Raw genomic sequence first — 24,778 nt, forward strand, 5'->3', positions numbered from 1 at the left:
AGCGTGACAATGCATCGGCGTAGGGAGAGTGCGGGATTGCCCCATTGCTTTTGGCTTCACGCCTGGATTACCTTTAAAGAGACTTGTCCAACTCTACTTGCCCACTATGATTCCGTCGCCAGGTTGCGCAGCCCCGAGTCCAGCACCAAGAGTGCCAATCGTCGTGCGTTCCCGGGAATACGAAGATGGGCATGTTGTGGCTCCCCACGACCATCAGAGAGCTCAGTTGATCTTCGCGTCCGCAGGGGTGATGGAGGTGACCGTTGCGGATGGCATGTTCCTCGTGCCTCCTCAGCGAGCAGTATGGGTTCCAAGCAGAGTCCGACACCAGATGCGAGCACGAGGCCACGTCTCATTCAGGACCGTGTATATCTGGACCGACTTCTGTCCACCGCATCTCCCCGCTGAGCCTCGGTCCGTACAGGTATCCGGCCTATTGCGCGAACTCATTCTTCGCGCGTCCGAAATTCCAGTCGGGGCGGAGTCAGAGCCGCGCAACGTTCGCTTCCTGCAAATGCTCGTCGACGAGATCGAAGTCACCCCGGAACGTGCGCTGCATCTGCCTACCGGAAAGGACCCGCGGCTCGCCAGGATATGTGAGGCGCTTCTCGCCAACCCGGGCGACGACAAGGATCTTGCGGACTGGGCGGACCTTGTCGGCGCCTCGACACGCACGTTGGCACGACTGTTCCAGGCGGAGATTGGTATTTCGTTTGTCACCTGGCGACAGCAACTTCGTGTGCTCGCCGCGCTGCCGCGGCTTGCAGCGGGCGAGCCAGTCACTGTCGTTGCGATGGATCTGGGATACGAAACCCAAGGAGCCTTCGCGGAAGTGTTTCGACGCATCCTTGGAACGACGCCCAGCACCTATTTCGCGAGGCCCTCAAGTGCCGGTCGCGACCGCTCGTTCTGACGCAGCGTTCTCAGGTGGCGCCGCACCGATCAATTCACGATACTCCTGCTGAGTTGCGACCGGCCGCCCGACTACGGCCGCAAGCTGCGTCGCCAATTCGAACGTCTGGCGGTTCGACTGAATTCGATCGTCGCGATGTGGCCATAGCCAGTACGTATCCTCCATCCCGATCCGGATGTGCAAGCCCATCACCGCCGCCAACGTTGCCACGTACATGGACGCGCGCCCTGCGGCACATACCATAATGACGCCATCCGGGTCGATATCGCGGATGGCCGCGGCGCTTCGGGTGAGGCCGTCGATCATTTGGCGCGGATTTTCCATGGGGCTGCATCCGGGTAGGGCGGGCAGAATCAACCACACGGCCGGGGTCTTGATCAATCCGCTCTTGATCAGGAAGCGATCAGCATTCGAGACGTCGCCATCGGTGTACACGGCGATTTCAGGCACCGCGCCAGACTCGACAATCAGTCGTGTCTTCTCCATCAGAACCGGGGCAGGTTTGGCAAAAAGCGAGTCGCCAACGTAAGTCGCCGTCGCGTTGACAGGCGCTGCGTCCAAAAGCCCGGACTCCAGTACACGCTTCATGATTTCCCACTCACCGTCGAGTGCGGGCACGAGGCAGCCATCCACCGCAAGGGAAGGGAACTTCTTTTTCAACGGCTCGATAACCTGCTTGAAGCGCTCAAACGACAGGACGTTGAAGCCTTCATCATCTCGTACATGTATATGCACTGTACTGGCGCCGGCTTCGAGGACTTCGTTCGCGGAATCTCCAATTGCCTCGGGAGTCAGAGGCTGGTTAGGATTCTGCGGGTGCCTGAAGAAGGCCCCAGTGATCGCGACAGACACCGCCAGTTTCTCGGGAATATTCCAGGGCACGGAGATGGGTGCATCGTGCAAAGCAGAGGCTTCGAGGCTCATGATTTGCGGCGCGCCATACGGTCGCCAGATCATGCGCGCCCGCTCCCGATCGACGCCAGACTTGATACGATCCCAATCGATTTTAGTCATCTCAACTCCTTTCAGAATAGTTGGAAACATAGACCGCTGCATCATTACTGGGACAGCAGCCGCAAAAACCAGACGTCCCGCCTAACCTCGGAGAAAGCACGCGCACCGCCGCGTTGAACCACTGCTCCTGCTCGACGCCAAACGCCAACGCGGAGCCGCTCCATCGAAACGGCGAAACCGTCACTTTTCCTGCAAGAAAAAACGCGCGCGCCGCTCTTTCGGTACTGACGACGTGCGGCACTCTTCCCGTCAACACCTGTGGAACCGCGATATGCAAGACGGTGCGTTCGGGTGGTGGCGTCGAGAGCATCAGGACAGCAAGTTCCGACGCGATGTCGAGCGCCCACGGGACGTTGGCGCGCGAAGCCTCCGGATACGCGACCAGCAGAGCCGGGGTTGATATCGAAGCGAGCGTGTGGACGTCATCATCCAGGCCATCCCACGTCCGCGCGAAATCCACACCGCGGCTGGATGCCGAAATCACCGGACCACTGGCGCCGCCAACGCGAAGCACGAGTGCAGGCCGTTCGGCAACTACACCTACGTGTGCACGACCGACTTCAACCGGCACCCCCATGCCGCTCAGCGTCTGTGCAAGTACGCCAAGTTCATAGGACTGAAGCAACGCGTGTGGTTCGTCTTGCATAGTCAATTGAAGCCTTTTCTGCGCCGGCGCTGTTATCGACACCTAGGCTCCTTCCTTCGCCAGGACTTTCCGCTTCAACACGGCCTTTGAGTATTTCCCGGTCGGCGTCCGCGGCAAGTCCTCCATGGCGAGATTGAATACCAGCTTCGGGATCTTGAATTGAGCGAGCCGTGATTCCCCGTAGGCCCGCATTTCCGCGATGCTGAAATGGCGCAGCGGATCTTTCGCAACGACGACGATGGCAACCTGTTCGCCGTAAATGTCGTCCGGTGCCGGCAACGCAAGCACCTCCGACACTTCCGGATGGCTCGCGTACGCATGCTCGACTTCACTCGCAGCGATGTTCTTGCCACCGCAACGAATCACGTCCTTGATCCTGTCGACGAAATAGACGCGGCCTTCCTCGTCCCAGTAGGCGAGATCGCCCGTATGGAACCAGCCGTCGCGCACCGACTCGCGCATCGCCTCGTCATTGTCGAGGTAGCCCGAAAAGCCCTGTCCGTACCGGAGCAGAATCTCACCCGGTTGCCGTATCGCGGCTTCTTTGCCGGTATCCACGTCGACGATGCGAAGATCGATTCCGGGTACTGGCCGACCCACGCATACGAACGGTTCGGCCTGCCTGAATGAATCGTCGGTGGCGATCGTTCCTACCGATTCTGTCAAGCCATATCCATCGACAAAGCGGATACCCGGCCAGCGAGATTTCGCGTCCTGGACTTTTTTGCCCATGCCTGCCGCGAAAGTCGTGCTGATTCTCGAGGCAGCGACTGCCTCGGTCGCAATGCGCGGAAGCTTTAAAAGAATGTGGACAATCGTGCCCATCGTCCAAAGAATGGACGCCCCAGACCGATGTGCTTGCTCCCAGAACCGCGAGCTGCTGAATCGCGCGGCCAGCACGATGGTCGCTTCGCTGATCACCGTTGCCGTGATTGCCCACGCCAACGTGCATGAATGAAAGATCGGGGTGACGATCAACACCTTGTCCGAAGGCGAAATCGGAACGGCGCTCAAATAGGCACCATTGCCCTTTATCAGTGCTCGGTTGGACAACTGGATCGCCTTCGGCTTGTTGCCCGTCGTCCCCGAAGACAGAATGATGGCCGCAATGTCCTCCGGGTCGAGCTCCTCAGTCCGATTGAGATGCGCAGCCTCATATGACGGGGAGAAGCACGAGATCGCGTCAACGCCCTCTGCACGCTCGGGAGCGAAGACGCGCTCCACCAGCGGACACTCGCGCCTGAGAGCGAGCGCCAACTCGACATGAGCCGAATCGGCAACGATCGCCTTGGCTCTCGCGCTACGAACAATGCCCGCTAGCGATTCCAGATTGAAGTCGGTGTTGAGCGCACACGTCACCGCGCCGATTTTCTGAGCGGCAAAATACCAGAGCACCCACTCCACCGAGTTGGGCTGGAGCACCGCAATACATTGCCCGCGCGTGACTCCGCAGGCGATCAATGCCCTCGCATAGTGCGAACACTTCAGGTCCGCCTGTTCATAGGTCAGCATGACGTCTGAAGCCGGATCGTCCGCGACAAAGTGCAAAAACGGACGATCCTTGCTGCTTCCCGTCGCTACCCGCTCGAAGTAGTCGATCAGTAACATGCGGTCTCACTTCTCCAGTTTCGTGACGAGGTGCTCCTTGAACCACTTGCAAGCGGCCCCAGCCGTTTCGTCAAAGTAGGGCGGAAAGTATGTTCCCCAATGCCCGGCGCCATGAACATAAAGCGACTTCGGCTCGAGCGCGTTTTCGTACGCCTCGAACGCGAGATCCGGAAAACATACGTTGTCGCGCGATCCGACGATCATGAGCAGCGGCGTCGGGCTCACGAACCGGATCAAGGCCCCCGGTTCGTACTCGAACAGATTCTCGAGCGAACCGAGTGTCACCTCGTTCTTCCAGGCCGCGGCCTGTTCGATACTCGCTTGCATGAAGCGCTTCGAAACCGGTGGCGGCAGGCAGCAAAAATCCTCGGATTCCGACAGTACCGGAAGCATCGTGGGGTGCTCGCCCTTCAAGCGATTCGTCCGATCTCTCTCGAACATCTGGTGCAAGGTGGCCAGCCGGTGCACCGGATAAAACCGCTCGGCGGTTCGGTGGCCGCTGATAAAGGGGACCTGGCTAACGACGCATTTGATGCGCCGGTCATTTGCGGCCGTGACAATTGCGTGCCCTCCCGCGAGACTGGTTCCCCACATTCCGACGCGCTCCGGATCGACCTCTGGAAAGCCCTGCAGCACCGTGATTGCGTACCGCAGGTCGGCCAGCTGACGCGAGGGTTCGATGTGCAGGCGAGATGGTCCGCCGCTCGCACCGAAATTGCGGTTGTCATAAAGCAAAACCACAAAGCCCTCGGCCTGGAATGCCTCCGCATACTGCGTGATGGTCTCTTTAACCCCTGAGAACCCATTGATCATGATGATCGCGGGAGCACGCCTGTCGCGGGGAGTATCGGGTAAGTACTTCCACCCACGAAGCGTTACACCATCATCGACACGAAACTCGATATCTTCTCTCATGGCATTTTCCTTTTGTCTATAACGGCCCGGTATCTCAGTCGATCACACGATTCTCGCGTGTGTACATTCTTTGCAGATCAAGTGTCGAAACCAATCCTTCCAGTCCGGTCAGATAGTCGTCGCGTCGAGCGGCGTCAAGGCTCGCAAACGTCGCCATATCGATTCCGTCCCACGCTGGCTCTCTGCCGCCCCGATAGCCGTTCAGGCGCGGGGCGCACGCGCAGTATCGAATCACATCCTTGGAACTCGCGACGGAATCCCCGTACTCAGCCAGCCATCGCTCCTGGAACTCCTCTGGTGAGATACCGGGTGCACGCTTGAAGAACGTGATTCGCTTGGTCGCGTTCTGCTTGCGTTCACCCTCTTTCAGAACATGCTCGTGGGTAAAGACAAGCTGAATCGTCGATCTATCGACGAAGTTCTCCTCATCGGCATTCAGATCCTGATACTCCTGCGTTGTGCTCAAGTGTTTGAGTGCAGAACTGTCATCGAAATACAATTCCACGACCCCGTCATAGATCGGCGAATCGACCTTGAAAGTGTCGGGCAGCGGATGATTCTGGGCGTAGCGCCGCACCCCGGGAAGTCGCCTGACGAATTCGGGATGCTCTCCGCGCCAATACGACTGGTATTCATCAACGCTCAATCCCTTTTTGCGCTTAAACAGCGTGCAGACCTTCAGCATTTGAGTTGTCTCCGTTACACAAACAGATTTGGAAGCGGCGGGTTAATAGTCACAGATGTGTTTGCACCTGGGCAACGGCACTCGGGACGACTGTGGTGGCGTTTGAGACACGTATCGATCACCTGGAAGAAGGAACGTTGAATCCGGCGGTTGCCATCTGTATTTACCCTGACATTGGAGTTCCTTCGGGCAACTTGAATCTCTGCGCAACATGGAGTCGACACTTGTGCTCCGCGCAATGGACGATTCGGAATGGGAAAGCAAGGCTGAAAGCCAGCCCGCTACTCAAGATTCGTGGAAACAACGGTGCCGACCTCGTACTAGCGACCCGTCGTCGAAGTCTCAACGCGCCGAAAGGATTCTGGCTATGTCTCATTCGCCACCAGGATCGTCCGGCTCGGCGTTGCTCCAGGACACCGGTAGCAGTGAAGATTGAGTCGACGCTACAACGCGAGCGGCGAGGGGAGCAGATGACGCGGCCTCTTGAGCGAGGTTACGTTCTGCGCGGCGCGATTGCATCAGGGCAGGGTGTCCGGCAAACCCGTCTTGCCGGCGATGAAAAGCGGCAAGACTATTGAACTACAACGATCGACTAGCGTTGCGGCCCACCGCACGGAGGAGCAAAGAACTATGGTTCACTCTACGGAAGTTATGCGCGGCACAGTTGGGGATGTGGTAGCACGCATTGAGCGCATGCCGATTTCCCGATGGCATCTCAAGGCCCGCTTCATCGTTGGTATCGCCACGTTATTTGATGGGTTTGACAATCTCGCTATCGCGTATGTTCTACCTGTTCTGGCGCCTCAATGGCATTTGAGCGCGCCGCAGATCGGTCTGTTGCTGTCGGCCAGTCTCTTCGGACAACTTCTGGCAGCATTGTTCTTTGGCTGGTGGGCAGAGCGCATCGGCCGTAAGAACGCGTTGATCTGGTCGATCCTGATCTACTCGCTGTTGGGCTTCGCCTGCGCGTTTGCATGGGACTACAAATCATTGCTGGTGTTACGCACCTTGCAGGGATTTGGTATTGGCGGCGAGGTGCCGGTTGCCATGACCTATATCGCGGAATTGTCACGCTCGCACGGACGGGGTCGCTTTGTGCTGCTGTATGAACTGGTTTTTCCGGCCGGGTTGCTCATCGCATCAATCGTCGGTGCGTGGGTCGTGCCGCAAATTGGCTGGCGCTGGCTGTTTGTGATCGGAGCGCTGCCGGCTCTGCTGGTCTTTGCCCTTGCGCGGCTTCCGGAATCACCTCGCTGGCTCGCGACCAAAGGCAGACATGCCGAAGCCGATTTCGCCCTGACGAGAATCGAGCAGGAAATTGAAAGATCAACCGGGCAAACCTTGCCCGACCCGAAACCCGTAGCCTTGACGCAAGAGCGCTCGGATCCGCTCTCTGATCTCTTCGGCCCCAAGTATCTCTGCCGAACTCTCACAAGCTGGACCATCTGGAGCGCGTGCTACTTCTGCACCTACGGACTTCTGGTGTGGCTTCCGAGCATCTACAAAAACGTGTTTCATCTCAGCGTCGGCGACGCGTTGATCTACACCATTGCCACGCAAGCGGTTGGTCTATTAGGTTCGCTGGCCTGTGCGTTGTCGATTGATTTGACCATGCGCCGAACTGCATTCGCTGTGGCGTTTCTGGGTGCGGCTGCATCATTTTTCTGGATCTGGTTTGTCGATCCAACCTCTGCCACCACTTTGTTATTCGGTGGATCCATTGCCAACTTCTTTGTCGCCTACGTCGCGATCGGAGTGTATCTCTATACCCCCGAAATTTACCCGACCCGTTCGCGCGCAATCGGGCTTTCAGCTAGCGCTTTCTGGGCTCGCGTCGCGGGATTCATCGGGCCGAATCTGATCGGTGCCTCGATCGTATCGTTGGGACTCGGATCGGTATTCCTCGGATTTGCGATTGCCACTGCGTTGGCCGCGGTTGTCGCGTGGAGATTCGTCAGCGAAACGAGATTCCGGATGCTTGAAGAAGTGTCACCTTAATCCTCGAAGCCACCATTCAGTCCAATCAGAAGTGTGTTCGTGCTTCGTCACGCGGCACACCTCGACAAGAAAAAGGGTCCGCGATGAAAATCGATCCGTCTGTGCTCGATGCCGAGAAGGCTTACCGGCTGTTGTCTGGAATCGTGGTGCCGCGTCCGATCGCCTGGGTCACCAGTCTATCGGGCCGCGGCGTCGTCAATCTCGCGCCATTTAGCGCTTTCACTTTTGTCTCACTGAAACCGCCGATGTTGGGGATAAGCATCGGCCACAAGGCGGGGGTCTATAAGGACACGGCGCAAAACATCCTCAAAAACGAGGAATTTGTCATCCACATCGCTGACTTCCCGCTGATGACGGCCCTGCATGAAAGTTCGGCGGAATACCCGCCCGAGGTCAGCGAAGTTGAGGAGTTGGAGCTCGAAACGCTGCCGTGCGAATCCATCAAAGTGCCGCGACTGGCGACGGCGCCGATCGCGATGGAGTGCCGTTTCCGGCAGTGCCTCGAATTCGGCGAGGCCCGCACCCGCTTGATCGTCGGCGAGGTACTGATGGTTCATGTCCGCGAAGGCCTGATGCAGAACGGCAAGATCGAGACCGAGGCGCTTGATCCGATCGCCCGCATCGCTGGCCCGCGCTACGGACGCCTTGGAGAAATCGTGACCCTGAGAACGGTGTTGCAGACCTCGTACTCTGAGTCCTAAGAAATCCGCATAGGCCGTAGGGCGATCGACTTGAAGGGCCGTTGACGCTTCGACCCTTGTGAGGGGGTTGTGCGCCGCTTTACCGCTGATGACAGCTCGGGCCTCCCGCCGGTCGACGCCGAAACCTCACCTATGGCGAAGCGCAGCGTGATGTTGTACGCCATTGTTGATACCGGCGTCGAATAGCCTCTAACGCCGAGCGCGGGAAGTCAATACCGGAAGGCTCAAAGTAGCGAGAGTAATCGCCGTTTTACTTTGCGCCGTAATCGAGGTGCGTGGCGGGTGACGATGCACTGTCTCCGGCGCTCCCACTCAGAACCGCGTGGCTCTCGCTGGCCGCGCGGTAGGCCTCGGCCGGATCAGCGCAATATTCTCGCCGCTGACTGTCCGAGCATTACTCGATGGTGGCTGGTCCGTTCTCAACCCTGACTTCGCTTTCATCACGCCGATGTTGGAAGCTGCAATCGCGGTCGCCATGGTTTGTATGCTGGCGCGCAATACGCGTGAGCACTGAAGTTCTGGCATGTCCCGCTCGCGGAAAGGCGTTTATCAGGTTGATCCGATTGCCAGACACATCTTTAATAATAAGTATACCTATATATTATTTTGGAGAGAAATGATGATCAAAAGAATAAGTGCGACGGTCCTGCTTACGCTGACTGCATCGGCATACGCACAAAACAGCGTCACGTTGTATGGAATCGTGGATACCGGCGTGTCCTATTACAACAATGCTTTGCACGGTGGATCGTCCGTTGGAGTTCCTATCATCACAGGCGAATTGCCATCACGCTGGGGCGTTAAGGGAACCGAGGACCTGGGCGGCGGCTACCAGGCGTTCTTCGTGCTGGAGAGTGGCTTCCAGCCGGGCACGGGGATCGTGAACTATGGTGGGCGTATTTTTGGCCGCCAGGCGAATGTCGGCGTCAGTAGTGCATTTGGATCCGTCACGCTGGGCCGGCAAATGAACATGACGATGTACGCTCTGGCCAACGCCGATGTAATCGGTCCGTCTATCCATTCGATGGCGGCGTTCGACGCCTATCTCCCGAACGGCCGAAGCGACAATGCGATCGGCTATATGGGCACATTCCGTGGTTTGAAGGTGGGTGGCACGTACAGTTTGGGACGTGATGCTGCGGGGCCTGCCGGCCCGTCAGCTACCAATTGCGCCGGCCAGGTGCCCGGCGACATTGTCGCGTGCCGGCAATACACGGCGATGATCGCGTATGATTCGGCCAGTTTCGGGCTGGCGGCGTCATATGATGTGGCGCGCGGTGGTGCGGGTGCATCGGCACCATTGAACAATTCGAGCTATACGGACACGCATAATATTGTCAACGGGTACGTCAAACTGGGTTCGGCCAAGATCGGTATCGGGTGGATCAGAAGGAATATTGCGGCGGCTAGCCACTTGCAAGGTGACATTTTCTTTGCAGGTGGAACCTATTCCGTTACACCTGCTCTAGCCCTCGATGTCCAGGGCCTGCGCTACCTGCAACGCGGCGAAGGCGGCCAGGGGGACGCGAATTCGATGTTGCTGATTGGTCGCGTGAGTTATTTCCTGTCAAAACGTACGACCGTCTATACGTCGGTGGGCTACATGTTCAACAGCGCGCAGGCCGCGAACGCCGTTGCTTCGGCAGGAACGGTCGCCGCTGGCGTGAACCAGGTCGGTGTCATGACCGGTATCCAGCAACGATTCTGAGCGCGACCGTCTGGTGTGCCCCGACCGGTGGAGCATTCAGGTTTACTGTGCCGATGCCGCCCCCCTGCGGCGCGGGCGTGGCGTCCGTATCGCGCTGACGTAGTCTTACTGGTAAGCGGAGAGCAAAGGTCGGTATTGCCCTATCCATCGTTCCTGTCACCTTGTTATGCCAAGGTCCGACGCTAAGCGACCGGCGTTTTCTCATCTGATCCACGCATGCATCGTCGTAACTCGTTCCGCAACGTGAGCGTGCCGAGACGACTTGCTCCAATCTTATTAGTCGATTATCAATAGCCCGTTTTCTATTTTTTGTAGGGGAGGTGAACATGACCCACCCGTAATGGATAGTCTATCCCGACGAGACTTTCAAGCGGTATTGTCATGTCGATGATAGGTTGAGGAAGATACGGCAACAAGGCGTTGTCAACTTGCCGCGCGTGAGACAAAACGCTGGAGGTGTGACGATGATTTAGAAACCAGTCGACGGATCTTGGGCGCGGTCGGTAAATTCGCGCCAGGCAACTAACCTTGCTGCAAGCCGTTTGCGATAAAGTGAAGCGCGCAGCAGATGCCGCCTGAGCGCGAAGTGTTGCCGGATCGGTCCGAAGCTCGACAGGAAGGCCTGCGTGCGTTTCGGATCACGAAAACCGCGCATGCGACGCTCGAGTTCGCGTGTCGGCTGATGGCTGTTTCCAGCCCGGTTGTTCAGTCGGGCTGCCGCTTTGACAAACACGTGCTTTACGCTCGCCAGCTCTGGAATCTCCGCTTTGGCGGCCGGATAGCTGCGCAGCTGATCGGTGATGATCTTGCGCGGCACTGGGCTCGAGCGCAGCACACGCTTGAAGAAGCGCTTGGCCGCGGCCTTATCTCGCCGCTTTCACCCGACGAGCAAAGCCTGCGCCAAACTTATCGAACCAGTATCGGATCGTCTCGTAGGTCACGATCACGCCGCGTTCAAAGAGCAGTTTTTCGATGTCACGCAAGCTCAATTGATACCGGTAGTACCGGCGCACGGCGCAACTGATGACGCCCGCTGGAAAACGGTGACCAGGATACAGCGATTTCGATTTCTTCATCGCCTCATCTTGCGCGAGACAACCAGCAACCTGACAACGCCCCCGCCAGTTATCAGACTTTTTCCGCCAACATCTTGTCACTTTTAAGCGAGTACGTCGCAACGCGCACGAGCCGTTTATTTACTCATTCGATCAGCACTGGAATCATGCTACGCTGGTTCATGACATCATCGGCATGACATCGATTTCCGCATCGCGCCGCAATGGTTACATCTCTGCTGCTCGGAAGGTTTTCGTTCGCGATTGTGTGCGGCTCGCCAAATTTCAATTGGGGAGTCAGGGGGCAGTCGACATGCGTGTTACGTCTCGCGAAGGTCGATTGCAGTCGGATAAGCGATTGTTTCATTCTCGACGGGCGCACGCGGCAATCAGTTCTCGACGCGTTCAACGACGAGGGGCGACTAATGCGGATACTCATCATTGCGCAACGCTTTCCCGTGCTTTCCGAGACGTTCGTCATCGAGCAAGCGAGGGCACTTCGCGATGCTGGCGCCGATGTCTCGATTCTGGGTCTCACGCGCGGAGATGACTCGCTTCTCCGGGCGATCGACGGCGAGTGTCCGTCCGTCGTGAGTCCGAGCTGCGGCGCGAGTCGCGCTGCGAAAATGCTAGCTGTTGCACGGCTCGCGTTGCGGGGACTTTACAATCGACGTGCACAACGTGCATGTCGAGTCGCAGCGCGGGCCGTGTTTCGGCGACAGTGGGCGGCGGCGGTCGATATTGCGCGCGTCTCGAGGATGAATTCGACTATGCAGTGCGACGCAGTAGTCGCACATTTCGGCATGGTCGGTGTTCGTGCTCAATATTTGCGCGAGGCAGGACTGGTTTCTGGAGCCCTGGCTACTGTCTTTCACGGCCATGACGTGACGAGCCGCAAACAGGTTGAATCCTATCGACGAGAGTATGTGTGCCTCTTCGGACGTGGCCAACTCTTTTTGCCAGTGAGTCAGTTCTTTGCAGATCGCATTCGCGATTGGGGGTGCGATCCCGTAAAGATCCATGTCGGCCGTATGGGTATCGATATCGACAAATTCCCGTTCTCGGGGCGCCATCCGTCCTCGACCACGTTGAGTATTCTGCTCGTTGGAAGAATGACAGAAAAGAAGGGTATCGAGTATGCGATTCGGGCCATGGCATATGTCAGCTCAGCGGTGAAATTGACCATCGTCGGTTCCGGTCAACTGGAAGATTCGCTGAGAGTTTTGGCGGTCGACCTGAAGGTCGAATCGCGTGTCTGCTTTCTAGGTGCACTGCCTCACGAGAAGGTGCGGGTGTTGATGGATGAAAGCGACGTCTTCGTGCTTCCCTCGGTGACTGCGTCGGATGGCGACATGGAAGGTGTGCCGGTATCGCTTATGGAAGCGATGGCCTCCGGCGTAATAACCGTTTCGTCACGTCATGGTGGCATTCCTGAGTTGATTGATCACGGTGTGTCAGGCTTTCTGGTAAATGAGCGTGATTCGGTTGGCCTGGCCAAGGTTGTCGATGAAATTGCGTCAGGCGTGTACAACTTGTCGGAAATTGCAGCGAACGCGCGCCTTAAGATCGAGGCGCGGTTTAATTCGCGCATTGAAGCAGTAAGGCTTCTTGACAGACTGACAGGCGTTTACAATGGCAATCACGTTCTTCTCGGCGGGCAGTTGCCTCAATCCGAACCGCCGACCCTCACTCGCAGGTTCAAGGAAGCCGCAAAATCACTTTTGCCCGATACCCTGTTCCTTCGCCTGTTGCACAAGAAGTGCATCGGGCGCTTCCCACGACTACGCAACCCCGTGACCTTCAATGAGCAGATACTTCAGCGCAATCTGCGACCCGATCCACGCTACGCGGTATTGAGCGACAAGATCGCCACACGTGCGTACGTCGAAAAGAAACTCGGCCGCCAACATGTCGTACCACTGATTGCGGTGCCCGCCGATTTTTGCCGCGAAGTCTACGATAGACTGCCGGATCAGTTTGTCATGAAGGCAAGTCATGGCAGTAGTTTCGTCAAAATAGTCAGAAGCAAATCCGAAACGTCATTTGGAGCGTTGAAGCAGCTTGAGGAGAAGTGGCTTTCCACTGATTTCTATCAGGTGGATCGGGAGCGGCATTACCGCGAGATCAAACCACGCATTTTCTTCGAGACGCTGCTGCTCGATCGCGACGGACACATCCCGGCCGACTTCAAAGTCCATTGCTTCTCGGGAAACCTCCGAAAGCCGGTGATGTATATCCTTGTGATCACCGACCGGTTTGGTAGCAACACACGTGGAGATGTGTACGACGCCAGCTGGAATCGCATGGAAATCGCAATTGGGCCGTACAAGCGGAGTGATCATCAGTTGGCGCAGCCTGAGAACCTCGATGCGCTCCTGAGAGCGGCTGCGACTCTGGCGAGCGACTTCGAATACGTTCGCGTCGATCTTTACGCCTTTGACAATCGACTCTACTTCGGCGAATTTACGTTCACGCCGGGCGGCGGTGTATTGCCTTTCACTCCGGATCGCATCGACTATGAATGGGGAGAATTGCTGAGCGCCGCGCGCGGCGTCTGAGCTTTATCCATTCGCCGGTCAGTGACGAAGTTTTATCCCCGGTGGGCCTAGCCTTCACGTTTTGACGCACCTCTGCACAAGATACAGGTGAGAAGTAGATAAACGTGCCGTTGAGGCGTCGTCATCCTATTTCCTATCAGATCGTCAATCGTTTGGACGCCGGTGTGGGGCTACGGGAAAACACACGGCAACCTGGACACCAAGTACTCGAATGGGGTCTCGTTGGCTTGTCCTAGCCGAAGCCACCGGGATAACGTGACGAGCGCACTGGTACGCTCGCCGAACTCAGATACGTGACGGTTCACTGGCTTCGCCGCTCGACTGCGCGGGTTTGGCAACGGCGGTGATCGCCCTCGCACCGTGCAGGGTCGTGCGTAAAGCCGCATAGAGGGGCATGGTCCGCTCAACTTCGAAGCGCTGAACAAGGCAACCGCCAAAACCCCGGAGAAAGTTGAGGATACCGGCCGATGAAATACCATCAAAATCAAAACTAAGGTTTCGTTTCCCCGCCATACACATTGCTGACCATATCAAGAGGCTGACAGCGCCGCTGTGCGCATCTTGACGCCGTGTAGAAAGGAAGTAATACATCTTCTGCGTTTCCCATAGCAACACAGTCCCGGCAACCAGCGCGCCCTTCGAATCGAAAGCGCCAAGCAGGGTGCAAGCTCCCCGAATCATCGCTTCATGGAGCAAGCGCCCCATCGTTGTGGTCTCGTGCTTATTGTCAAGGTTGCGGACGGCGAGATTGGCGTTGTAGAAATCCAGGAATGCGTTCGCGGAATCGATCGGTCCGACCGTGAGGCATTCTTGCGCCCTGCGGACAGCGGTGCGCGCCGTGCTTCGCAATGCTGCAAATGCCGTCGCCTCGTCTGGCCAGCCAGCCGAGACAAGAGTGAACGCGACTTTTACGGTAAATCCTTCCAGGCGGAATGCCAGCGCTTCTGCTTCCGAGACCCGGGGGTCCATGATCTGGTGAAAATGTGCATATCTGGGGAGCTGTGCGATGAGGTCGCGCGCTATGCCAAGACGCTGACTCCAGTCCCGCTCGCCAGCACCGCTCTGGTGTGGCCTGATTACCGGTCCGAGCGTGCGGGTAAGCGGGGGCAGCGTTGAGATTTGCCACAGTGCCTTTTGGGTAAACGTGTAAGGCATCTCGCCGACAACCGTATTCCCATGCTTGACCTCCGCCACGCGCCACGCGCCATTCGTGGCGGCTTCAAGCCACCACGGTTCGTGAAAAATCGAACGTTCAGTCAACCCTGACGCGAGTTCGGGTTTCGTCGATCTTACAAGCACGCCCTTCCCGTCGTTTATCGTGTTGGACTGCTGCTGGCGGCTAACGTGACCCCTATCGCCTATCCATTCCGGGTTCGGGAGCAGGCTGAGATTGTCGTACATTACCTCGCTGCTCCTTTTCTAACGGCGCCATGACGAGCCATTGGATTACTGATGTACCGAACTGCAAAGTCGGCGATAGGCGAGTATGGCACCAGGCATAGACTGGACAATACGAGCGTTCCGACTTTCTTTTTCAGGCTCCAGAATGGATTCGCCACGATAGCATGCAGATAGGCGTGCGAATCGCTGAACATCCAATGCCATCGGTTCGTCAACGGCGCCTGATAGACAGTCGAGCAAAAAGACGCCTTCTCATACGCGAAATCGTGGAAGTCGGGCGGCAGTTGCAATCCCAACCGGTCCGACGCAATTTCGCGCAGGGTCACCCACCGCGACGTGAATGCTTTAGGCGCCTTGTTCGTCTCATCGGAGTTGGCGAATGAGACGCCTCCTCCATGTTGTACCCGATACCCGCCGAGCGACTTCGGGATGGTCGAAATGGAGCCGACGAGAGCTGCGCCATAGATCGCGTAGAAATCTGCGCCATACCGGTTCGCGGCCGTTTCCGGGACGGGAAAGATCTGCCTTAGCGCACTGACGCTATACGCGTTGCCCGAGGCGGGCGGTGACGGATACAGCCACCCGTCCAGCAGAAAACCCCGACAGTCACCGTCGACTCCCGAATGAGGCACATATACGCCGGTCCCCTTGCTCATCTGGTCGATGACGTCCAGGCGGAACTGCACTTTCGCCAGATTTCCTTGTGCGAAACGCTGCATCACTTCAGTCACGGCACCCGGATACAGCACATCATCGGAATCGAGGAAGAGCACGTAATCCGTCTTGACCAACTGAAGTCCCAGGTTGTAGGCGGACACCTGTCCGCCGTTATCCTTGAAAATGGAAGTGATGCGCGCGCGGTAGCCTTCCACAATGGCGCGCGACCCGTCCACAGATCCGTCGTCGATGACCATGACGTGCGTGTTTTCGTAGTCCTGCGCGAGCGCCGAATCGATCGCCTCTGCCAGAAACTGCTCGTAGTTGTAGTTGCAGATTACAACGGTCATTTCTTTCATGGTGACTCACGCAGAAGAGTAGATCTGGCGGACTGGAAAGGCGTTCAAATGAGTCAGCGGCGGATCAGCGTGCTCGCAATGTCCTTCTGTGCGAGCAAGGTGACGATGTTCCATCCCGCAATCAGAAAGCGGAGGTCCAGACGCTCGAAGCTTGCGCGAAAGCGAATGAACAATGCGTCGTACAGGGCGCGGACTCGGCTGTCGCCGGGCAGCGAACGCTGTTCCGGTGGCAGCCACGACGATGCAACCCGCAATTGAAGCAAATGTGGCGCCGAGAACAGGATGTTAAGCCGCGATGGCGGCCAGCCGGTCGTTGTGCCTTGCAGGGGGCAATGTGACGCTTAAGCGCACGTATGATCTCGCGACCGAAGTTGCTCGTGTTCGCACTTATGGCGCTTTCATCGGCGCCGTGCATGCGATCGAGCCCAAAGGAGCGGCAATCGTCTCGACGTCGCCCATGTTGGGGCCATGGCGATGCATGGCGAATCCGTGAATGAATCGCAACTCGCATCCAGTGGAACTATTCTTTCGAGGAGGCTGCGTGCCCGCTCGCACGTCAGATGCGTTGGTTTTAATATGCCGATTTCAAGCGACTATAGGGAGGATAGGCTGAGACAGAGTGCGCGGACTGGTCGCGGCATAAAGTGGGGTATTAATGTCCGAAATCGTTGACCATTCGGCCAAATGCAGTACGAGATATTTTTTGCAGAAGCCGCGGGTAATTGGATTAAAAAGTTGGCTTCAGAATGGATTCGCCAGACTCGCGTGCCGATGCAGCGCAGCTGAACGATGGCTGTTGGCCAGTAAGGCGGGCGCGATGATCCTGCTGCTCGACGAAGGGGCCTCGCGCGGGGCGATCATCAAGACGGTCGCCGAACTGACGTTTTTGCCCGGCAGCTACGTCAAGAAAGCAACATGCGCGAACGACGCCATGCACATGAATGATTGCTCTCCAAAAAAACAGGTGGAACCTGGCTATAGGCCGAACTGCTCGCGAACTGCCCCAGATACATACCCGATATATCAGACAAATTCGACGTCTAACGCTGTATTTTAAACATGTGTTGCAGTGCAGCATTTATGCGTCTATGCTGGGATCACTTCACTGCTCATCCGCAGAAGAAAATCCGGCGCGACGGGTCCGCGGGGGCGTGCGTGGATTGACCCCGTGTACGGCGACAGGCCGTCGAATCGGAATCTGGAGCTCGAACGGAAGGGGAGAAGGCGCACGAACCCGCGCGCCTACCTTTTTTCGTTGACGGGAGCGAAAACTTGCTGGCGACTATTGCGCTGCTCGCGGTCAGGTAGACGGCCGCCCCTTTCTGAAAGTCATCAACGACGGTACCCGCAACTTCCTCGGTGACTGGCTTTTAATAACATTAGGCATCCTTATCGGAGAACCGCTTATGGATAGCATCTTGCATACCTCGTCCCCCCCGCGGCTCGTCCCTGGCGTATCCGGTAACTGTTTCCGTCTCTTCGCCGAAGTTTGCGAACTGCTCAACGCAACGTCGCAAGTTGTGCGCGCGCGCACCACCCGAATGGTTTTCGCGGGCCCGGTGCCCAGTCAGCGTGATCGGGTTGAGTTCAGCATCATGGCCATTGAAAAATGTGCGGCGACATCCGAATCGATACAGGCGATGAATTCCGGGCTTGTCAAGCTGGCCTTTGACCTCACGAACGATACCTGCAATCTGATCGGTGCCTTGTCTACGGCGCCTGCCGAATTCGCTTCGAGACGTCCCGTCACGCAATCGTGTGGACATCAGGCAACCTTACTGGGGGCATTAATCCGGTCTCCCTCCAACCCCCTCTATCTGGCCAGTTCGGTGACCGGTCTGGCTCGAGAAATACTCGCGCCAATACATAGCCGTGCAACCGCAAATGCAAAACGCCTGGGCGCAGGATGACCGCCGCCACAGTGCGGCCGCGCGGTAGAGCTCGACCTGCGTCACCCAATCAGAGCGATCGGGAAAGAGTCAAGATCTCCTCCAAACTGAAGGGCGTGTCTGAAACGATGCTGTGGACGCTCTACGATCGGGCCTGCGAATCGCGTCGCGACGACGCGATTCTTGTCGATCCGGATAGCGTGCGCATCTGCGACGCCATTGACTATGATTTTGCGGGCCGCTTTGGCCATACCGTCGGTTCTTTCTCTGCGCGGGCCGCGGAAATAGATCGCCTCCTGCAGGACTGGCTCGAACGGCATCCGAAAGGTTTGATCGTCTCGCTGGGGGAAGGCCTTGAAACACAGGCTCGCCGTGTGGACAACGGCCACATGACCTGGCTCACGGTCGACCTGCCGCCGGCGATTGAGTTGCGCGAGCAATTCCTGCCTTCTTCGCGGCGCTTTCGCTATGTCGCGTCAAGTGTCTTCGAGCCAGCGTGGGCCGATGGGATCAAAGCCAATGCTGATGTTTTTGTGGTTGCGCAAGGGCTGTTCATGTATCTCCAGCCTGATGCAGTGAGGCGCCTGTTTATCCAGATTGCCGAGCGCTTTCCGGGCGCCGAGATTGCATTTGACGCGATCCCGCGCTGGTTTTCAGGGCTAACTCAATGGGGTGTCATGCCAACGCCGCGTTACCGTCTGCCGCCAATGCCGTGGGGCATCAACGGCGATGAGATCGCGATGCGCCTGCATGACTGGTCGCCGGACATAGAAGCGCTGCATACGTTCGAGTATCGCGCGCCTCGTGGCTGGCCGAAGCTGGCGGCAGACCTTTGCCGCCTTCATCCGCTCGCAAAGCAACATTTGCCGTTCCTCGTGCATGTGAAGTTGAAGGACCGTTGAATATCTGGACGGGCAGGATAGCGGGCAGCGACTTCGCACGGGTTGCATGACGGTTGCGCATCCGTTTCATTGGTGAGGCTGGGGCGGCGCCCGCCGCGAACTCACCTCTTTCAGGCGAGCACTATGCACGACAAGATTGTCACCGCTGACGAAGCTATCGAGTTGATCCATGATGGCGACGCTGTCTGTTGTTCGGGTTTTGTCGGGATTGGCACGCCGGACGAATTGATCACGGCTTTGGCCCAACGATTCACTGAATCCGGCTTCCCACGCGATCTGACGCTGGTGTTCGCGGCCGCGCCGGGCGACGGCAAAGACCGCGGACTCAACCGCGTCGCGCTACAGGGATTGGTCAAACGCGCCATTGGCGGGCATTGGTCACTGGTGCCGAAGCTTGCGCGAATGGCCACCGACAATCTGATCGAAGCCTATAACCTGCCGCTCGGAACGATGTCGCATCTGTATCGCGACATCGCGGCGCATCGGGCAGGCACGCTCACTCAGGTGGGATTGGGCACCTTCGTCGATCCGCGTCAGGGGGGCGGGAAGATCAACGCGAGCACAACCGAAGATCTGGTTAGCACGATCGACCTCGACGGCAAGACGTGGCTTCTATACAAGGCCTTTCCGCTCAACGTCGCACTGATTCGCGGCACGACGGCCGATCCGGAAGGCAATATCACCATGGAACGAGAGGCGCTGGTGCTCGACGCGCAGGCAGTGGCTATGGCGGTTCACAATTCGAACGGACTCGTGATTGCGCAGGTGGAAAGAATCGCGGCGAGCGGGACACTCGATCCGCGCGCCGTCGTCGTTCCGGGCATCTTCGTCGACCGTGTTGTGGTCGCCTCGCCGGATTCGCAGCCGCAGACTTACGGTGCGGCCTATAACCCTGGGTTCTCCAGCGAGACCAGAAGTCCCGTTGGAACGAACGAAAGCCCGCTGCTCGACGAGCGGAAAGTGATGGCTCGTCGTTGCGCGTTCGAACTTCCACCTGGTGGCGTGATCAACCTGGGAATTGGCGTCCCTGAGGTCGTTGGCGCCGTTGCGGCAGAGGAACGTCTGCTGAGTCACCTGACCTTGACAGCCGAGCCCGGAACCATCGGCGGCGTTCCGCAGGGCGGCCTGAACTTCGGTGCAGCCGTCAACATGGATGCGCTGCTTCACCAGAACCAGCAGTTCGATTTCTACGATGGCGGCGGCCTGCATCTCGCGTGCCTGGGTATGGCGCAGATCGACCGGAGCGGAAACGTCAACGTAAGCCGTTTTGGTTCACGACTAGCCGGCGCCGGCGGGTTTATCAATATCAGTCAGAATGCGTCGCGCGTGGTATTTGCCGGAAGTTTCACGGCCGGCGGTCTCGAAGTCGTCGTGGAGGCAGGGCGCCTGCGTATCGTCACGGAAGGCTCACAGAAAAAACTTGTCGAGTCGGTCGAGCAGATCACATTCAATGGATCGCTGGCCGCCGAACGCGGCCAACCTGTTCTTTACGTCACCGAACGATGCGTGTTCCGCCTAACGCCCGATGGGCTCGAGCTGACGGAAGTCGCACCGGGCATAGACGTTGATCGGGACATTCTTCCCCACATGGCCTTCGCGCCGATCGTGCGAAATCCACAACCCATGGATGCGCGGATCTTCCTGCCGCAACTGATGAATCTGGCAACGGTGTTACTTGATTCGCAGCTCGCTCAGCGGCTCAGCTACGAGCCAGGGCAAAACACGATGTTCGCGAATTTTGAAGGGATGGCAGTCCGCTCGAATAGCGACATTGAAAGCGTGCGCCGCGTGTTCGAGGCATTTTGCAACCCCATTGGCCGAAAAATTTCGCTAATCGTCAACTATGACGGATTCCGGCTGGACCCGGCGGTGGCCGATCAATATTTCGAAATGGCGGCGCGGCTGCAGTCGCAGTACTACAGGTCGGCTACCCGTTTCACCCGCAGTGCCTTCATGCGTGCGAGGTTGCAGGCGGCGTTCTGTGAAGCAGCTTCTGTATCGCATGTCTGTGAAACACATGCCGACGCCATCGCGTTTTCGATGGAACAGGACAAAGCTGCTGCCGATGGCGTACTCCAATTCCCGCGGCGTCGTCACCAGCCATTTTGATACTGCTGGCAGCTTATTGAAGAAACAAGGAGTCTATTTGTGAAAGCATCCGACCTGTTCGTCAAGGCCCTGGAGAATGAGGGTGTCGAGCGCATTTTTGCCGTGCCGGGCGAAGAAAACCTCGATGTCATGGATTCGCTGCGGCATTCGCGTATCGAGCTCATCGTGACTCGCCATGAACAGTCCGCGGCCTTCATGGCAGCAACTCATGGACGCCTGACCGGCAGGCCGGGCGTCTGTATGGCGACGCTCGGGCCCGGGGCATTGAATCTGGTGACAGGCGCGGCCTACGCGCATCTTGGTGCGATGCCGATGATACTGATCACGGGTCAGAAGGCGATCATGACGGCGCACCAGGCCCGCTTTCAGATCGTCGACATCGTCGCGACCATGAAACCGCTCACCAAGGCGTCCCGGCAGATTGTCAGTGGCGCGAGTATTCCGACCGTGGTGCGCGAGGCATTCCGCATGGCAGCAGAAGAGCGGCCGGGTCCCGTGCATCTTGAGTTGCCAGAAGACGTGGCCGGCTCGGACGTGAGCGACGACGTCCCTCTGGTTCCATTGCATCCGGTCGAGTTGCCCGTCGCCCGGCAGGCTGCAATAGAGCAGGCGGCTGCCCTGCTGATAGCCGCCAGGCGTCCGCTGGTCATGTTCGGCGCGGCTAGCAACCGGCCTCGTCTTGCCGGCCAGTTGACCGAGTTCATCCGGCGCACCGGCATGCCGTACTTCAATACGCAGATGGGCAAGGGTACCGTGTCCGCAATCGGTCGTGAAGAAGCGTCCGAACTCTGGATGGGAACGGCAGCGCTGAGCGAGCGTGACTACCTGCATGAAGCGATCGATCGGGCAGACCTGATCCTCGCCATTGGCCACGACACAGTCGAAAAGCCGCCGTTCATCATGGGACCTGGCGGACCGATGGTCATCCATGTCGGATACACGCCGGCCAATGTCGAACAGGTGTTTTTTCCGCATGCCGAAGTGGTTGGGGACCTCGGTCTGAGTCTCGCGCGGCTTGCAGATCTGGTCGAAGGCAAGCTGCCGCACGCGGCTGCGTTGGCGCCGCTGCGCGAAGGAATCCTGATGCGCACGCTTGAACGGGCAGAGGAATCGCGTTTTCCTCTGACGCCGCAACGCATCGTTCACGACGTGCGGACTGTCATGCCGGCCGACGGCATCGTCGCGCTGGACAACGGCATGTACAAGCTGTGGTTCGCGCGGTGTTACCGAACCCGTAGCGCAAATACGTTACTGCTCGACAATGCACTGGCGACCATGGGCGCAGGCCTGCCGTCGGCGATGATGGCCGCGATTCTTTATCCGGATCGTCGTGTCATGGCGGTTTGCGGCGATGGTGGCTTCATGATGAACTCGCAGGAACTCGAGACCGCTGTGAGGCTGAGGCTCAATTTCGTCGTGCTGATAATCCAGGACGATGCGTATGGAATGATCCGGTGGAAGCAGGCTGTCGAGACGTTCGCGGATTGGGGCCTGACTTTCGGCAACCCCGATTTCGTCAAATACGCGGATGCATACGGCGCAAAGGGCCGGCGCATTGAGACGGCCGAAGCTTTGGCTCCGGCACTGGAGACCGCATTCCGCGAGGGCGGCGTGCATCTGGTCATCGTCCCGGTTGATTACTCGGAAAACGTTCGCGTCTTTGTCGAGGAACTGGGCAATCGGGTCATGGAGGTCGCGCAATGAAGATCAGGGCAGCAGTGCTGGAAGCAATGGGCGCAGCGTATCCGTACGCCGTTTCCCGTCCTTTACGTATCGACGAGGTCGACCTTGCGCCGCCCGGCGCTGACGAAGTGTTAATCAAAATCGCGGCTGCGGGGCTGTGTCACTCTGACCTGTCGGTGATCAACGGCGACCGGCCACGTCCCATGCCGATGGCACTCGGGCATGAGGCCGCTGGCGTCGTCGTGGAACTGGGGGCGGCCGTCACCGATCTGCAGATTGGCGATCATGTGGTAGTGGTGTTCGTGCCGAGTTGCGGTCACTGCGCGCCTTGCGCCGAAGGCCGTCCGGCACTGTGTGAGCCGGGCGCCGCGGCGAACGGTGCGGGCACGCTGCTCTCTGGGGGGCGTCGCCTTACGCGTGGTGGTGAGACCTTGAATCACCACCTTGGATGTTCGGTGTTCGCGGAGTACGCAACGGTATCGCGGCGCTCGGTCGTCAGGATCGACGCCAGCGTACCGCTCGACGAAGCTGCGCTATTCGGATGTGCCGTGCTCACGGGCGTCGGCGCAGTGGTGAATACGGCGCAAGTCCGTGTTGGCGGGTCTGTTGCCGTGGTCGGTCTGGGAGGAGTGGGTCTGGCGGCACTGATCGGCGCACAGGCGGCCGGCGCTCGCCAGATCATCGCGGTTGATCTTTCCGACGCGAAGTTGGACCAGGCGCGCGCCCTCGGCGCCACTCACACGGTCAACGCGGGCCGCGATGACGCCATCGAGCATATCCGCGCATTGAGTTCAGGTGGCGTCGAGTTCGCCTTCGAATTCGCAGGCGCCGTTCGCGCGCTGGACCTCGCCTATCGCATCACCCGTCGCGGCGGATTGACTGTGACGGCGGGCCTGCCGCCGTCTACTGCGGTTTGGCCACTGCCGGTAGTGAGTCTCGTCGCTGAAGAGCGCACACTGAAAGGAAGCTATATCGGCACGTGCGTGCCGTCGCGCGACATTCCCCATTACGTCGATCTTTATATGCAGGGCAGGCTGCCGGTGGACAAACTACTCACCGGCCGTCTGACGCTTGAAGAGATCAATCATGGCTTTGACCTGCTGCACGAGGGCAAAGCGATTCGGCAGGTGGTGGTGTTTGAATAGTTCGATGAGATGCGACTCGGTTTATAGCGGCGCGAAGGGTGCCTGCCCGTCAAAGCCTGTACGCGAGGCGGTATCTCAACCCGCAATCACTGCGGTTCGCAGAGGACTTCGAACTTGACGAATGTGGCAGGTCCGAAGGCATTGCTCAGCGCGGCGTGGTCGTGACCTACGAGACGATCCGATGCTGGTGTGACAAGTTTGGTAAAGGCTTTGCTCATCGGGTGAAAGCGGTGCGGCGGAAGCCCAGTCGCACGTGGCACCTCGACGAAATGTTCGTCACGCTGCGAGGCGAACCGTACCTGCTGTGGCGTGCGGTCGACGAACACGGCACCGAACTCGACATCCTGGTGCGAAAGCGGCGCGACAAAGCCGCAGCCAAACGTTTCTTCACGGGTGCTGCGCTCGAGCCCCGTGCCGCGCAAGATAGTCACCGACCAACTGCGCAGTTATCCAGCGGCAAAGGCCGAAATCCCGGAGCTTGTGAACGTGAAGCATGTGTTCGTAAAAGCGGCCGCCCGGTTGAACAACCGGGCCGGGAACAGCCATCAACCGACGCGCGAGCGCGAGCGTCGCATGCGCGGCTTTCGCGACCCGAAACGCACGCAAGAATTTCTCTCGTGCTTCGGGCCGATCCGACAACACTTCGCAGTGAAGCGGCATTTGATACGCGCCTCACTCTATCGCAAACAACTCGCAGCCCGGTTCGTTGCATGGCGAGAATTCGCCGAACTCGCCCTCGGCAAGTTGACAATGCTCTTGGTGCGGATGCGTGGATGCAGCCGAGAGGACTTTCTGCCCGTGGTTCTGGACCGTAGCCTGATGACGTAGGAGT

19 protein-coding genes and 3 pseudogenes are annotated in these 24,778 nt (G+C 58.3%); 13 read left to right on the top strand and 9 right to left on the bottom strand.

The genetic code is table 11. The features are described from left to right. Window positions 1–106: 106 nt before the first annotated feature. Window positions 107–913, top strand: a complete 807-nt coding sequence (locus PQR27_RS39440; RefSeq protein ID WP_507022027.1) for an AraC family transcriptional regulator — start codon at window positions 107–109, stop codon at window positions 911–913. Here the strand turns inward: PQR27_RS39440 and PQR27_RS22530 are convergent. Genes PQR27_RS22530 through PQR27_RS22550 form a run of 5 tightly spaced genes read right to left on the bottom strand, consistent with a single transcriptional unit; the run spans window position 884 to window position 5,781 of the window. After that, window positions 884–1,927, bottom strand: a complete 1,044-nt coding sequence (locus PQR27_RS22530) for a beta-keto acid cleavage family enzyme (RefSeq protein WP_408525869.1) — start codon at window positions 1,925–1,927, stop codon at window positions 884–886. The two genes, PQR27_RS39440 and PQR27_RS22530, sit on opposite strands and share 30 nt — an antisense overlap. Window position 1,928: 1 nt before the next feature. Continuing rightward, on the bottom strand, window positions 1,929–2,615 hold the full coding sequence (locus PQR27_RS22535; protein ID WP_408525870.1) for a hypothetical protein: 687 nt from the start codon (window positions 2,613–2,615) through the stop codon (window positions 1,929–1,931). Continuing rightward, on the bottom strand, window positions 2,616–4,181 hold the full coding sequence (locus tag PQR27_RS22540) for a class I adenylate-forming enzyme family protein (RefSeq protein ID WP_408525871.1): 1,566 nt from the start codon (window positions 4,179–4,181) through the stop codon (window positions 2,616–2,618). It abuts the gene before it with no gap. Window positions 4,182–4,187: 6 nt separating this feature from the next. Then, window positions 4,188–5,096, bottom strand: a complete 909-nt coding sequence (locus PQR27_RS22545; protein ID WP_408525872.1) for an alpha/beta hydrolase — start codon at window positions 5,094–5,096, stop codon at window positions 4,188–4,190. Between the two features lie 34 nt (window positions 5,097–5,130). Next, on the bottom strand, window positions 5,131–5,781 hold the full coding sequence (locus PQR27_RS22550) for an EthD domain-containing protein (RefSeq protein ID WP_408525873.1): 651 nt from the start codon (window positions 5,779–5,781) through the stop codon (window positions 5,131–5,133). A gap of 630 nt (window positions 5,782–6,411) precedes the next feature. Between PQR27_RS22550 and PQR27_RS22555 the strand changes: the two genes are divergently transcribed. The 3 genes from PQR27_RS22555 to PQR27_RS22565 all read left to right on the top strand — a co-directional run bounded on the left by PQR27_RS22555 (window position 6,412) and on the right by PQR27_RS22565 (window position 10,188). After that, complete coding sequence (locus PQR27_RS22555) at window positions 6,412–7,779, top strand: MFS transporter (protein ID WP_408525874.1); 1,368 nt, start codon at window positions 6,412–6,414, stop codon at window positions 7,777–7,779. A gap of 83 nt (window positions 7,780–7,862) precedes the next feature. Continuing rightward, window positions 7,863–8,480 (top strand): flavin reductase family protein, encoded by a 618-nt coding sequence (locus PQR27_RS22560; RefSeq protein ID WP_408525875.1) that lies wholly within the window; start codon window positions 7,863–7,865, stop codon window positions 8,478–8,480. A gap of 616 nt (window positions 8,481–9,096) precedes the next feature. Next, window positions 9,097–10,188 (top strand): porin, encoded by a 1,092-nt coding sequence (locus PQR27_RS22565; RefSeq protein ID WP_408528268.1) that lies wholly within the window; start codon window positions 9,097–9,099, stop codon window positions 10,186–10,188. A gap of 469 nt (window positions 10,189–10,657) precedes the next feature. On the opposite strand, the pseudogene PQR27_RS22570 reads toward PQR27_RS22565, so the two are convergent. Then, window positions 10,658–11,264: pseudogene (locus PQR27_RS22570) on the bottom strand (IS6 family transposase). 404 nt (window positions 11,265–11,668) lie between these two features. Here PQR27_RS22570 and PQR27_RS22575 point away from each other — a divergent pair. After that, a pseudogene (locus PQR27_RS22575) lies at window positions 11,669–12,754 on the top strand (glycosyltransferase); the annotation flags it as partial. 150 nt (window positions 12,755–12,904) lie between these two features. After that, a complete protein-coding gene (locus PQR27_RS22580) occupies window positions 12,905–13,801 on the top strand; it encodes an ATP-grasp fold amidoligase family protein (protein ID WP_408528269.1) in 897 nt (298 codons plus the stop codon). A 285-nt stretch (window positions 13,802–14,086) separates the two neighbouring features. Here the strand turns inward: PQR27_RS22580 and PQR27_RS22585 are convergent, their stop codons facing one another. The 3 genes from PQR27_RS22585 to PQR27_RS22595 are packed head-to-tail and all read right to left on the bottom strand — an operon-like array spanning window position 14,087 to window position 16,481. After that, window positions 14,087–15,202, bottom strand: coding sequence for a GNAT family N-acetyltransferase (locus PQR27_RS22585; protein ID WP_408525876.1), 1,116 nt, complete (start codon window positions 15,200–15,202; stop codon window positions 14,087–14,089). After that, entirely contained in the window at window positions 15,202–16,218 is a 1,017-nt protein-coding gene (locus PQR27_RS22590) for a glycosyltransferase family A protein (RefSeq protein WP_408525877.1), read from the bottom strand. Before PQR27_RS22590 ends, PQR27_RS22585 begins: the two co-directional genes overlap by 1 nt. 53 nt (window positions 16,219–16,271) lie before the next feature. After that, a complete protein-coding gene (locus PQR27_RS22595; protein WP_408525878.1) occupies window positions 16,272–16,481 on the bottom strand; it encodes a hypothetical protein in 210 nt (69 codons plus the stop codon). Window positions 16,482–17,035: 554 nt separating this feature from the next. Here PQR27_RS22595 and PQR27_RS22600 point away from each other — a divergent pair. The 7 genes and pseudogenes from PQR27_RS22600 to PQR27_RS22630 all read left to right on the top strand — a co-directional run. After that, window positions 17,036–17,275, top strand: a complete 240-nt coding sequence (locus tag PQR27_RS22600) for a hypothetical protein (protein ID WP_408525879.1) — start codon at window positions 17,036–17,038, stop codon at window positions 17,273–17,275. A gap of 349 nt (window positions 17,276–17,624) precedes the next feature. Then, window positions 17,625–18,128, top strand: a complete 504-nt coding sequence (locus PQR27_RS22605) for a polyhydroxyalkanoate granule-associated phasin (RefSeq protein ID WP_408525880.1) — start codon at window positions 17,625–17,627, stop codon at window positions 18,126–18,128. Between the two features lie 95 nt (window positions 18,129–18,223). Beyond that, window positions 18,224–19,009: a class I SAM-dependent methyltransferase gene (locus PQR27_RS22610; RefSeq protein WP_408525881.1), complete on the top strand. Its 786-nt coding sequence runs from the start codon at window positions 18,224–18,226 to the stop codon at window positions 19,007–19,009. 123 nt (window positions 19,010–19,132) lie between these two features. Beyond that, window positions 19,133–21,118: an acyl CoA:acetate/3-ketoacid CoA transferase gene (locus PQR27_RS22615; RefSeq protein ID WP_408525882.1), complete on the top strand. Its 1,986-nt coding sequence runs from the start codon at window positions 19,133–19,135 to the stop codon at window positions 21,116–21,118. A 39-nt stretch (window positions 21,119–21,157) separates the two neighbouring features. After that, on the top strand, window positions 21,158–22,822 hold the full coding sequence (locus tag PQR27_RS22620) for an acetolactate synthase large subunit (protein WP_408525883.1): 1,665 nt from the start codon (window positions 21,158–21,160) through the stop codon (window positions 22,820–22,822). Continuing rightward, window positions 22,819–23,946: a zinc-dependent alcohol dehydrogenase family protein gene (locus PQR27_RS22625; RefSeq protein WP_408525884.1), complete on the top strand. Its 1,128-nt coding sequence runs from the start codon at window positions 22,819–22,821 to the stop codon at window positions 23,944–23,946. The genes PQR27_RS22620 and PQR27_RS22625 overlap by 4 nt, the downstream gene beginning before the upstream one ends. Before the next feature lie 143 nt (window positions 23,947–24,089). Next, window positions 24,090–24,678, top strand: a pseudogene (locus tag PQR27_RS22630) (IS6 family transposase); the annotation flags it as partial. Window positions 24,679–24,778 lie beyond the last annotated feature (100 nt).

The sequence above is a fragment of the Paraburkholderia fungorum genome (assembly GCF_046027215.1).
Taxonomy (GTDB): domain Bacteria; phylum Pseudomonadota; class Gammaproteobacteria; order Burkholderiales; family Burkholderiaceae; genus Paraburkholderia; species Paraburkholderia fungorum_D.